Consider the following 12,074-nt stretch of genomic DNA (forward strand, 5'->3'; position numbering starts at 1 on the left):
TGGCGAAGGCCGTCGTCGGACTCAGCCCGTTGTTGCTGTCGCTGCCGCTGGTGCTGACGTAGTAGGTCTTGCCCGTCGTCGATGGCGGCGTCACCGGCGTCGTCGGCTGCCACACTCGCCACGGAAGGTGGGAAAGAAACTCCCGGAACGGCTCTTCGGACAAGGGCCTTTCCGGCACTGTCACGGACGGGAATTTCGATGGGTCCGTAGCGCTGCTGCGAGCGTAGTTCAGGTAAAGCGCCTTCCCGTAGCCATAGGCCTCGCGTGCCACAGGTCGCAGAAGATCTTTGATGCGAGCCCGATCGGCGAGGTTCCAGCCGATTGCCATGCAAAGCATCGAGAAAATCACCACGAGACGCAGTGTGCTTTGGCGACTAGTCATCACGGAATTCAGACGGTGTAGTGGGAAACTTAGAGGCTCTTTTCGGCGATCAGCTTGCAGTCATCCCGTGTAAACGGGCGTGACGACGAATGCCGCTCGGCGACATACCATCCCATCGCCTCGCCCAACCCTTGCCGCACACTGCGCGTTGGCGCGTAGCCCAGCAGACTTCGGGCTTTGCCGATGTCGGCCAAGGAGTGACGCACATCACCCTTGCGAAAGTCGCGGTAGGTGGGCGGCAATAGCTTCAGATTGGGCATCAGTGCCTGCAGGTTTTCGCCCAGCAGGCCATGAAGCTGGTTCAGTGTGGTTTGCTCGCCGAACGCGACGTTGAAAATCTCATGCACCGCGCCTTGCGCCGGGACCAGAGCGGCGCGCAGATTGGCTTGGACGACATTGGCGATGAAGCAGAAGTCGCGCGTGGTTTCGCCGTCGCCGTTGATGAGGCAGGCTTCCTCCCGACTGATTTTGCGCGCCCAGTTGGGGATGACGGCGGCGTAGGCGCCATTCGGGTCCTGGCGTGCACCGAACACGTTGAAATAGCGCAAGCCGATGGTCTGCATGCCGTAGCTGCGGGTGAAGACGCTGGCGTACAGCTCGTCGAGATACTTCGTCACCGCGTAAGGCGAGAGGGGATTGCCGATCACGGATTCGACCTTGGGCAGCGCCGGGTGGTCGCCATACGTGGAGCTGGATGCGGCGAAGACGAAACGGGCGCAGCCGGCATCGCGCGCGGCCACCAGCATGTTGAGAAAACCGGTGGCGTTGACGGCGTGGGTGCGCAGCGGGTCTTCGAGTGAGCGCGGCACCGAGCCGAGTGCGGCCTGGTGCAGCACGAAGTCGACGCCGCGACAGGCCTGCTGGCAGGTTTGCGGGTCGACGATGTCGCCCTCGATGAAGTGATGGCGCGCCCAGGCGGCTTCGCCCACCTTGCTGCGCACCTCGTCCAGGTTGCTGCGGTGGCCGGTGGCGAAGTTGTCCAGGCTGACCACGCTGTGACCGGCAAGCAGCAGGTGTTCGAGCAGATGCGAGCCGATGAACCCGGCGCTGCCGGTGACCAGCCAACGCCGGGGCGTTTGCAGCGCGGCCCGCAGGTCGAAGGACGGGGACAGCGGGGGCAGGGAGAAGTCGCTCATCGATGGCTCCTGACCAGCCAATCGAAGGGCCGCCCCAAGGTTCGCTGATCTCCTTGGGGGGTGGGCAGTACTTGCCGTGACCTGCGGATCTTCATAGCCGCCAGACCTGTACGCCGTGGCTGCGCAGTTGTGCGGCGTCGAACACGGCTTTCACGTCCATGAATACGCCGCGCGGTTCGAGCTTGCCGAGGAAGTCCTGCATCGGCTTTTGGCGATAGGGCTCGTGGGCCACGGCAGCAACGATGGCCGCGGCGCGCGGCAGTTGCTCCCAAGCGAGGAGGTCGACGCCGTATTCATGCTTGGCCTCGGCCGGCGTGGCGATGGGGTCGTGCACGCAGACCTCGACACCGTAGGAGCGCAGCTCATGGATGACGTCGATGACCTTGGAGTTGCGCAAGTCGGCGCAGTTCTCCTTGAAGGTCAGGCCCAGCACGATGACCTTGGCGCCGCGAATGGGATAGCCGGCCTGGCTCATCTGCTTGACGGTCTGCTCGGCGATGTAGGTGCCCATGCTGTCGTTGATGCGTCGCCCGGCCAAAATCACCTGCGGGTGGTAGCCGAGGGTGTCGGCCTTGTGCGTCAGATAATAGGGGTCGACGCCGATGCAATGCCCGCCGACCAGGCCCGGGCGGAAGGGCAGGAAGTTCCACTTGGTGCCCGCCGCCTGCAGCACCTCGGTGGTGTCGATGCCGATGCGGTGGAAGATGAGCGAGAGCTCGTTCATCAGCGCGATATTGAGGTCGCGCTGCGTGTTCTCGATGACCTTGGCGGCCTCGGCCACCTTGATGCTCGACGCCTTGTAGACGCCGGCCGTGATGATGCTGCCATACATGGCGGCAACCTTCTCCAGGGTTTCAGGCGTGTCGCCCGACACCACCTTGACGATGCGCGTGAGCGTGTGCTCGCGGTCGCCGGGGTTGATGCGCTCGGGGGAGTAGCCGACGAAAAAATCGGTCTTCCAGCGCAGGCCGGATTCGCGCTCGATGATGGGCACGCAGACGTCTTCGGTCGCGCCCGGGTACACCGTGGACTCGAACACCACGATGGCGCCGGGTTTCAGATGGCGCCCGACCGACCGGCTGGCCGACACCAGCGGCGAGAAGTCGGGGTTATGCGCCGCGTCCACCGGCGTGGGCACGGCGACGACGATGAAATCCGCCTCGCGCAGCCGCGTCGCATCCGACGTTGGCTCCAGCAGCTTGGCGGCCTGCAGCTCGCTCGTGGCCACCTCGCCGGTGGGGTCGACGCATTTCAGGTAGGCGTCGATCTTGCCCTGCGACAGATCGAAACCGATGGTGCGATGTTTCTTGCCGAACTCGACCGCCAGGGGCAGCCCGACATAACCCATCCCGACTACTGCGACAACCGTCATACATCACCTTCGAACAGGGTTGGATGAAAGGCCCGGCACAAGCCGGGCCGTGAAGCGAGACGCCCGGGCTTTAGCGCGCGCCCTCGCCAAAAATCACCACCCGAACCGTTTCCAGAATGATCTGCAAATCGAGGAGGAGCGAATGGTTCTTGACGTAATACAGATCGAACTGCAATTTGCGCCGTGCCTCGCTCAGCGAGGCCCCATAGGAAAACCGCACCTGCGCCCAGCCGGTCACGCCCGGCTTGACGCTGTGGCGAACAGCGTAGTACGGCACGTCCTCGGTGAGCTGGTCGACGAAGCTCGGGCGCTCGGGGCGCGGCCCCACCAGGCTCATCTCGCCCTTGAGCACGTTGAACAACTGCGGCAGTTCATCGATGCGCGTCTTGCGGATGAAGCGGCCGACGCGGGTGATGCGGCTGTCGTTGGCCTGGGCCCAGCGCGCAACGCCGTCCTTCTCGGCGTCCTTGCGCATGCTGCGGAATTTCAGCACGTCGAAGGTCCTGCCGAAGCGGCCGACGCGTTCCTGGCGGAAGATCACCGGCGCACCGTCCTCGATCCAGATGGCCAGCGTCGTGAGCAGCATGACCGGCCACGCCAGCGCCAGCAACGCCAGCGACGTCACAATGTCGAACGCCCGCTTGACCACCGTGCGCACCGCGCCCTGAGCGAAGCCGTGGCCATAAATCAGCCAGCTCGCCTTCAGGCTGTCCAACGGCACCTCGCCTTTGAGCCGCTCGCTGAACGTGGCCAGCGAATGCACCGGAATGCCCTGGATGCGGCACTCCAGCAATTGCCGCAGCGGCAGCGCCCCGCCCCGCTGTTCGCGCACCGCCACCACGATTTCGTCGATGCGGTGCTCGGCAACCAGGGCATTGAGTTCCTGGTCCCGGGAAAACAGCGGTGCAGGCAACTTGGGCGCCTGGCCGGATTCGTGCCCCGAGGGATAAAACCCCACCAGACGATAGACCCCCGAGGCCTGGCTGTCGATGTCGGTGGCCACGCTCAGCGCGTCAGGCCCGCAGCCGACGAGCAGCACGCTTCGCGTCCACAACCGCGCCGTGTGGCTGCCGAGCAGGGGCTGGCGAATCAGCAGCAGCAGCAAGAACTGATAGAGGTAGGCGAAGCCGAGAAAGCGCAAGGCGTAGCGGTGCGGGAAAAACGACTGGGCGTAGACGAAAAACAAAGGGCCGACGCTGACCATCGTGGCCAGCAGCGCGCACAGCAGCAAGGTGCGCAGGGAGTTCACGCGATCGCGCTGGTAGGCGCCGAACGTGACGTACAAAAGCAACATGCCGCTGGCGAAAATGGCCGCCGGCAGCAGCGTGGCCTGCACCGCCACCAGGTCGGGATCGTTGGGGCGCGCCAGCATCACCAAGGTGGCGCCGGACAGCACGGCCGAGAGCATCAGCACGATGAAATCGGTCAACAACTCCAGCACCGTTCGTGTCGGAACGTACTGATCAAAAACCCGGATCATGGAAAGACTCCCCCGTGTACAGCCTGTGTCTGCATGCACTGCCCGGCTTTCAGGGGTCGTCACAGGCGCATGGCGAGTGGTCTGCCGACCCTGCTGACCACTCGGGACAACCGATTGGCTGCAGGCAGTGATGGTGTTTGTCACCGAGCCGAAAGCGCGTATGCGGATTTCGAAGCGATGGCGCATCTTTTCATAGCCCCCACCCGGCAGTAACCCCCTGATAGAGGGTGATCGCAGCACGAAAGGCTGTCCTAGACTGCGCTGAAACGCGGGCTGTTCCCGACGTTTGCCAGCTTGCACGCTGTCTCTGGAGAAGTTCATGCGCACCACCGCGACGCCGTTTCGGCTGACCCGCATTTCCCTCGTGTTCGTCGCCCTGCTGGCCTTGCTGCTGTCGGCCTGCGCGAGCAATCGGTTTCCTCCTGCGCCCGGCCAGGTCGCGGCGTCCGACTACCACTACATCATCGGCCCCAGCGACACGCTGCACATCACCGTGTGGCAGAACCCTGACCTGTCCTCAACCGTGCAAGTTCGCCCCGATGGCCGCATTTCCTCGCCGCTGGTGAGCGGCATGCAGGCGGCGGGTCTGACGGCCGATCAGCTCGCCGCCAAGATCTCCAAGGACATCGCCAAGTACGTGCGCGATCCGGTGGTGACCGTGGTCGTGAGCAACTTCCATGGCGCGCTCAGCCAGCAGGTCAGCATCGTCGGCGCGGCGGCCAAGCCGCAAAGCATTCCCTACCGCGACAAAATGACCCTGCTCGACGCCATGATCGCCGCCGGCGGCCTGAGCCCCTACGCCAACGGCAACGACGCCGTGCTCATTCGCGGTGGCAAGTCCTACAGTGTGCATCTCGACGGCCTGCTGCGCCGCGGCAATATGGCCGACAACGTGCCGCTCCTGCCGGGAGACACCATCGTCATCCCGCAAGGCTGGTTCTGAGCGCGCAGCAATCACGTCGTAGCCTCAAGCCAACAACCACATGCCGAAACAGGCGTGAATCCCGGGAGCCCACCATGACCTTTCATCGCACGGCGCTTGCCAGCGCCATCGTTGCTGCTTGTGCTGCTTTCGGCAACTGGAACGCGGCGCAAGCGCAGATTGTTCCTGGTGCTCCTGCGATCCCAGCCATTCCCGCCGCCCCGGTCTTGCCAGCCGAGGCGGCATCGGGGGCTGCAGCCGAGAACTTGGCGCCGGCGCCAACAACCTATCTGGCGCCCTCCGTGGCGGTGTTGGCGACCGGCACCAGCAATGCCAACTTCGGCACGGGCCTGAGCCCGCGTAGCGACACCGTTCTGGAGGTCGTGCCTCGCCTGGTCGTCGTCTCCGACCATGCCCACTGGCATTTGCGCGGCGACTTCAGCCTGGACGGACTGTACTACGCGCGCGGCACGCAAACCAACCGCGTGCTGCCCATCGGCAGCCTGAATCTGAGATCGGAACTGGTCGATCGCTTCGTCTACCTGAATGCTGGCGTCCAGTCCCAGCAGAACATCGTGAACCCTTATGTCGGGCAGCAGACGCCGGGAACATCCAATCAGTACACGTCCACCCAGTACCGCATCAATCCGTATATCGACCGACTGATCAACCCGGATTTGCGCTTCATTGCCAGCAGCGACGATATCTGGACCAAGATCAACAACAACCCGACGAATGCGGGGGTGTTCGGCGGGCGCTACTCGGTCCAGACGGTCAGCCTGGATCAGCGCCCCCTGCCCTGGGGTTACACCCTGGTTGCACGACAGACCGACACCACTTACACCAACCTGCCGTTCGCCTCGCTGAAGGACACCTCGTTTCGCGCCATCGGCAATTACGCCTTGTCCGATCGCCTGACACTCGGGCTCATCGGCGGCTATGAAAGGGTCACGGCCTTTCTCGCCGAGGAGAAAAAACCCATCTACGGTGTGCGCGGCTCGTGGCAACCCAATGCCCTCGGCAACATTGACGCCACGGTGGAGCACCGTTACTTCGGCACGGGCTGGAATATCCAGGCGCGTGGCGGCTCACCCTTGCTGCGGTTCAGCATGAACTGGACACGCGGCCCATCCACCTACCTCTCAGCCCTGGCTGGCGGCGGCGTGCCAGGCAGCAATATCACCACCCTCCTCGATGGCATGCTGCTTTCGCAATACCCAGATCCGGTGGCGCGCGCCCAGGCTGTGCAAGGCCTGTTGACCAATTCGGGACTGCCGGCCGGGCTGTCCACCGCGAGCAACTTCTACACCTCCTCGGCCACGCTGCAAAACGCCTTGTCCATCACCGCTCTGCTGCTGCGCCAGCGCAACAGCTATGCCATCTCGCTCTACCGCACCAAGACCGAAGACCTCTTCCTGCCAGGGCAAAGCCTGCTTCAACTCGTACAGACTTTCTCATCTGACAATATTCAGACTGGGGTAGCGTTCAATTACGGCCGCAGGCTGACCCCCATCGACAACCTGAACGTCACATTACTGCGCGCGAACAACTCGGGCTTTGGCTTCAATGCGGGACTAAGCTCGCGCCAGACCAGCCTCGTCGCCCAGTTCGATCATCAGTTCTCCCCCAGAACCACGGGGCTGCTTGGCGTACGCCGCCAGCTCCTGAGATCCACTTTGGTGGGAAACTCGAATGAGTCGGCGGTCTTTGCAGGCGTTGTCCACCGCTTCTGAGCGCGAAAGCGGCCATGTACGAGCAGTTCTTCGGCCTGACGGCGCCGCCGTTTCAGATCAACCCCGACCCCAGCTTCTACTTCGAGAGCAAAGGCCACGGCAGCGCGCACCAGTACCTGCGCTTCGGCGCCTTCCAGGGCGAGGGCTTCATCGTCGTCACCGGCGACATCGGCGCCGGCAAGACCACGCTGCTGCGCGCCTTGCTCGCCGAGCTCGATCCGGCGAAGGTCGTGGCGGCGCAGATCGTCAGCACCCAGCTCGAAGCCGGCGAGCTGCTCTCGGCAGTCGCCCTGGCTTTCGGCATACCCTGCGACGGCATGAGCAAGGCCAAGCTGCTGGTCACGCTGGAGGCTTATCTCGCTTCGCTGGCCACGACCAACCGCAGCGCCCTGCTCATCATCGACGAAGCGCAGAACCTGGGACCGGCGGCCATCGAGGAGTTGCGCATGCTGTCGAACTTCCAGTTCGGCAGCCGCGCCCTGCTGCAAAGCTTTCTGGTCGGCCAGCCCGAGCTGCGCGACATCCTGCGCCTGCCGCAAATGGAACAACTGCGCCAGCGCGTGATCGCCAGCTGCCACCTCGGTCCGATGGACGAGGCCGAAACGCGCGCCTACATCGAGCACCGTCTGCGCCATGTCGGCTGGAACAACCGCCCCGCGTTCGCCGACAACGCCTTTGTCGCCATCTACCACTGGTCGGGCGGTGTGCCACGGCGCATCAATATGCTGTGCAGCCGCTTGTTGTTGTCGGCCTTTCTGGAAAGCCAGGAGACGATCGACGCCGCACGGGTGGACCGCGTCGCCAGTGAAATCCGTGCCGAGCTCAGCGGCACGGACCCGGCCATGCAACCCGAAGCTGCACCTGGCAAGCCTGCATCCGCCACGCATGCGACCTTCACCGAGCCGGCGCAAGCCACATCTGCCACGGCGAAAGGCAAAAGCCCTCCTTTCGACGCCAAGCCGCCGAAGCATGAAGGCAATGCTGAATCGCATTTGCGCCCCGTGTTGATCGCCCCGCCCAACATCACCGCCGCCTCGGGTGCTTACCTCGACCTGAATTTGCCATGCTCGCCTCCGCCCGAAGCTGGCGACGGCATGCCGGGGCCGCTGCTATGCGTCGCGGCGTCGCAAGCTGGGGTGGTGGTCATGAGCGCACTGCTGCGCGCATTCGCGCAGCGCGAAGATCTGCCGCGGACGGTGCTGGTGCAGATCCTCGCGCACGATGCCATCGAGGACGCCGAGTTGGCCGCGCGCAATGCGGCCGATCTCGATCTGCCATACACCGACTTCATCCTGGAGCCGCAGGCGCAGACGGTGGCCGGCCGCTTGGCCGAGGTCATGGCCACATTCGCCGGCCTGCTCAATCAGCAGCGGCCCAGCGCCGTCATCCTGAGTGGGGACGAAGCCGCGATGGTGGTCTGCGCCGTCGCCGCCAGCCAGATCGGGGTTCCGGTGGTGCGGGTCGATGCCGGCTTGCGGCATGGCGACCGCGCCGCGCTTCGTGAAACCAATCGTGTGCTCATCGACCACGCCTCCAGCCTGCTCTGCGCCGGCGAACGCCCTGCCCTGGTGCGACTGCAGGCCGAAGGCATTCCTGCCAACCGGGTGCACATGACCGGCAATCCCTGGATCGACGCCATGCACCAGGCCTTGCCGCGCAGCGTACCCCCCGACCTGACCGTCAAGAGCCATGGCGTTCCGAGCGATATCTTGACCCATCCCAGAGGCTATGCCCTGGTCTGGCTGGAGCATGCGCTGGAGGGCGACGGCGTGAAAGTCCTGACCGAACTGGGCTCGGCCCTGCGTCGCATCAGCAAGACCATCGCGCTGATCTGGCCCATGCCAGCGGCGCTGCAGGCGGCCTTGTACGCGAACCGGACAAGCGCCGAGGCCCAGTCCTCGACCATTGCCACCATGTCCTCGCTGAGCTATCTCGAAATGCTGGGCCTGATGCGCGAAGCCACCTGCGTTCTCACCGACAGCGGCTGGCTGCAGGACCAGTCCGCAGCGCTGGGCATTCCCTGCCTGACGCTGGCGACCCAAAGCGAGCGCCTGGCCTCCATCCAGGGCGGCACGAACGTCCTGGTGGGCGGCAGCATTCGCCGCATTTTTCGTGAAATGTCCGAAATACTCGATTCCGGCGATAAACCCTCACGCCTGCCCGAACTGTGGGACGGCCACGCCGCCGAGCGCATCGCATGGCATCTGTCGAACTGGCTGCTGGCGCGGCAGGATCATGCATTTCGCGCCTATCTGGAAAGGGCGTGAAGACCACGGCGCCCCTATATGCAGAGCCCCATCCGAACTTGGAGATGAACACCCCCGCATCTGCAGGTTTACCCATCGGACCAAGACCCGGATGATTCGATCTTGCTTCAATCTTGCACACCCTGACACGCCATGAATGATCTGCTCCGCCCCCTGTTCAATCTGCTCCCCGCCATGTGGGAAAAACGCTGGTGGGGCCTGGCCGTGGCCTGGGTCTTCGCACTGCTCGGCGCCTTCGGCCTGGTGGTCTACAAAGAGCGCTACCTGGCCAGCGCCACCGTGTACGTCGATACCAAAACCATGTTGGGCCCGCTGCTCCAGGGCTTGACGGTGCAGCCGGACGTCAGCCAGCAAGTCGACCTGCTGGCGCGCACGCTACTGGCGCGTTCCAACCTGAACACCATCATCGACGAAAACCACTTGCTCAAGCCCGGCAGCACTGAAATTCAGCGCGAATTCCTGATCAAGCAGTTGATGAAAACCCTGCACATCAAGATTAACGGGCAGGACAATCTCTACGAAATCGATTACGTCAGCAACGACCCACAAAAAACGCTGGGCGTGGTGCGTAGTCTGCTTAACCTGTTCGTGAGCAATGGCATCAACGCCAACCGCAAGGACTCCGAGCAGGCGGTGCAGTTCATCGACAGCCAGATCGCCATCTACGACGCCAAGCTGCGCGACGCCGAGAACAAGCTCAAGCAGTTCAAGACCGCGCATCCAGGCTATTCAGGCCAGGCCGCGACCGACTACTACACCAGGCAGGCGCAGCTGCAAGACCAACTCACCATGCTGCAGGGCCAGCTCAGTTCAGCTGCCAGCTCGCGCGATGCATTGCGGCGGCAACTCGCTGACGTCAAGCCGACGCTGGCTCCCTCGCTACTGCCCGGCACCAACATCGTGATGGCGCCGCAGGAGTCGGAGATCGACCAGCGCATCGCCGTGCAGCGCAAGCACCTCGATGATCTGCTGCAGCGCTACACCGATGCCTACCCCGACGTCATCGCCACGCGCCAGACCCTGGCCCGGCTGGAGAGCGAACGCCAGCAACAGCAGCAGCGCCTGGCCAACGCCCCACCTGTCACCCCTAGCGTCTCGGCACAATATTCAGAAGCCACCAACCCGATTTACCAACAGTTGCGCATCAGTCTGGCACAGGCGGATGCCAACGCTGCATCGCTGCAAGCCCAGGTGAGCGATGTGCAAGCGCGCCTCGCGCAACTGCGCACCCAGGCCACGCAAATGCCCAAGCTCGACGAGCAGTACATCCAGCTCAACCGCGACTACAACGTGCTCAACGACAACTACCAGAAACTGGTGCAACGGCGTGAAGCGGCCATGCTGTCGCGCAACCAGGACGACAGCCGCAAGCTGGATTACTTCCGCATCGTCGACCCCCCGCGCCTGGCCCCTGCAGCCCTCTTTCCCCATCGCACCTTCCTGATTGCCGTCGTGCTCCTATTGGCACTGGCGCTGGGTGTGCTCGCCACCTATTTGCTGGTCCTGCTCGCGCCCACCTATCGCAACGCCCGGCAGCTGCGTGAAAGCACCGAGCGCGCCGTGCTCGGCTCCATCACCCTGAGCCTGACGCCGGCCGCCGCGCAGCACGAGCAGCGCAGTCGCAACCTTTTCATGCTCGGCAGCGGCGCCCTGGTGGTCGTGTTCGTGGTTTGGACCGTCATCAACATGCTGCACCTGACCCATTGAGAGCGACGCCATGAGCACCATCGAACAAGCCAGCAAACGCCTCGAAGAGCTCCGCAAAGCCGGGGTCGACATGCCCTGGGCACGTGACCCCGAGGTGGCGACGCTGAGCCCGGCCCAGCCCGCCGCCCTGGCCGGCGCGCTGCAGGACGTCACCCCCGCACCGGCGCCGCTCGCAGCCCCCAGGCACCGCGTCGACATCGACTTCGCGGCGCTGCGAGACGCCTGCTATCTCGTGCCCGACGCCCCGCGCTCGCGCCTGCTCGACGAGTTCCGCGGCGTCAAGCGCCCGCTCCTCGCCAACGCCCAAGGCAGCAAGACCGCCGAGCCGGTGGACCGCGGCAACCTCATCATGATCACCAGCAGCCTGCCCGGCGAGGGCAAAACCTACACGTCCATCAACCTGGCCATGAGCATGGCCATGGAGATGAACCACAGCGTGCTGCTGGTCGACGCCGACGCCACCCGCATGGCCGCGGCCCAGCGCCTGGGGATCACCGGCCGGCGGCGCGGCCTGATCGATCTGCTGCTCGACCCCGCACTCGACCTGTCGGAGGTGGAGCTTGCCACCAATGTGGACAAGCTCACGTTCCTGCCCGTCGGCACGCAGAACGAGCGCGCCACCGAAATTTTCAGCAGCCAGGCCATGGCCGCATTTCTCAACCGCCTCGCCGCGCACCAGATGGATCGCATCGTCATCTTCGACTGCCCCCCGTTGTTGCCATCGGCCGAGGCGCGGGCCCTGGCGCCGCAAATGGGCCAGATCGTGCTGGTGGTGCACGCCGGCAAGACCCACCAGGGTTCGGTGCAGCAGTCGCTGGCCATCCTGGAAGAAAGCCCCATCGTCATGACCCTGCTGAACCAGTCGCGCACGCCCTCGGCATCGTCGCCCTACGGCTATTACGCGTACTGACACGCGTACTGGCGCCAAGCAGCTTGCAGTCGGTGCAGCAAAGCGCCGCGACTCGTTCGCGGCGCTTTGCATTTCGACCCTCGCGCGGTGCCCACGCCAGCCGTTTCACCCTATTCGGGGGGCACAAATCCGCGCGATGCGCTTCTAGACTCATCACCAATCGAT

At 64.2% G+C, this 12,074-nt stretch carries 9 protein-coding genes; 5 read left to right on the forward strand and 4 right to left on the reverse strand.

All coding sequences use genetic code 11. The annotated features are described in order from the left end of the window. From ACYCUK_RS11050 to ACYCUK_RS11065, 4 genes are all read right to left on the reverse strand, one after another. Window positions 1-352, reverse strand: a 352-nt coding sequence (locus tag ACYCUK_RS11050; RefSeq protein ID WP_461594819.1) for a hypothetical protein, incomplete at its 3' end; no start/stop codon positions are given. A gap of 59 nt (window positions 353-411) precedes the next feature. Beyond that, window positions 412-1,518 carry an SDR family oxidoreductase gene (locus ACYCUK_RS11055; RefSeq protein ID WP_461594820.1) on the reverse strand — a complete coding sequence of 369 codons (1,107 nt, stop codon included), beginning with the start codon at window positions 1,516-1,518 and terminating at the stop codon, window positions 412-414. A 91-nt stretch (window positions 1,519-1,609) separates the two neighbouring features. Next, complete coding sequence (locus ACYCUK_RS11060; protein WP_461594821.1) at window positions 1,610-2,890, reverse strand: nucleotide sugar dehydrogenase; 1,281 nt, start codon at window positions 2,888-2,890, stop codon at window positions 1,610-1,612. 70 nt (window positions 2,891-2,960) lie between these two features. Continuing rightward, complete coding sequence (locus tag ACYCUK_RS11065) at window positions 2,961-4,370, reverse strand: TIGR03013 family XrtA/PEP-CTERM system glycosyltransferase (protein WP_461594822.1); 1,410 nt, start codon at window positions 4,368-4,370, stop codon at window positions 2,961-2,963. A 319-nt stretch (window positions 4,371-4,689) separates the two neighbouring features. Between ACYCUK_RS11065 and ACYCUK_RS11070 the strand changes: the two genes are divergently transcribed. The 5 genes from ACYCUK_RS11070 to ACYCUK_RS11090 all read left to right on the forward strand — a co-directional run bounded on the left by ACYCUK_RS11070 (window position 4,690) and on the right by ACYCUK_RS11090 (window position 11,909). Beyond that, window positions 4,690-5,313 carry an XrtA/PEP-CTERM system exopolysaccharide export protein gene (locus ACYCUK_RS11070; RefSeq protein WP_461594823.1) on the forward strand — a complete coding sequence of 208 codons (624 nt, stop codon included), beginning with the start codon at window positions 4,690-4,692 and terminating at the stop codon, window positions 5,311-5,313. A 74-nt stretch (window positions 5,314-5,387) separates the two neighbouring features. Further along, complete coding sequence (locus ACYCUK_RS11075; protein ID WP_461594824.1) at window positions 5,388-7,025, forward strand: TIGR03016 family PEP-CTERM system-associated outer membrane protein; 1,638 nt, start codon at window positions 5,388-5,390, stop codon at window positions 7,023-7,025. Window positions 7,026-7,039: 14 nt separating this feature from the next. Further along, window positions 7,040-9,292: an XrtA/PEP-CTERM system-associated ATPase gene (locus ACYCUK_RS11080; protein ID WP_461594825.1), complete on the forward strand. Its 2,253-nt coding sequence runs from the start codon at window positions 7,040-7,042 to the stop codon at window positions 9,290-9,292. 132 nt (window positions 9,293-9,424) lie between these two features. After that, window positions 9,425-10,999, forward strand: coding sequence for an XrtA system polysaccharide chain length determinant (locus tag ACYCUK_RS11085; protein ID WP_461594826.1), 1,575 nt, complete (start codon window positions 9,425-9,427; stop codon window positions 10,997-10,999). Window positions 11,000-11,009: 10 nt separating this feature from the next. Beyond that, window positions 11,010-11,909 carry an XrtA-associated tyrosine autokinase gene (locus tag ACYCUK_RS11090; protein ID WP_461594827.1) on the forward strand — a complete coding sequence of 300 codons (900 nt, stop codon included), beginning with the start codon at window positions 11,010-11,012 and terminating at the stop codon, window positions 11,907-11,909. Window positions 11,910-12,074 lie beyond the last annotated feature (165 nt).

Source organism: Thiomonas sp. (assembly GCF_054608695.1).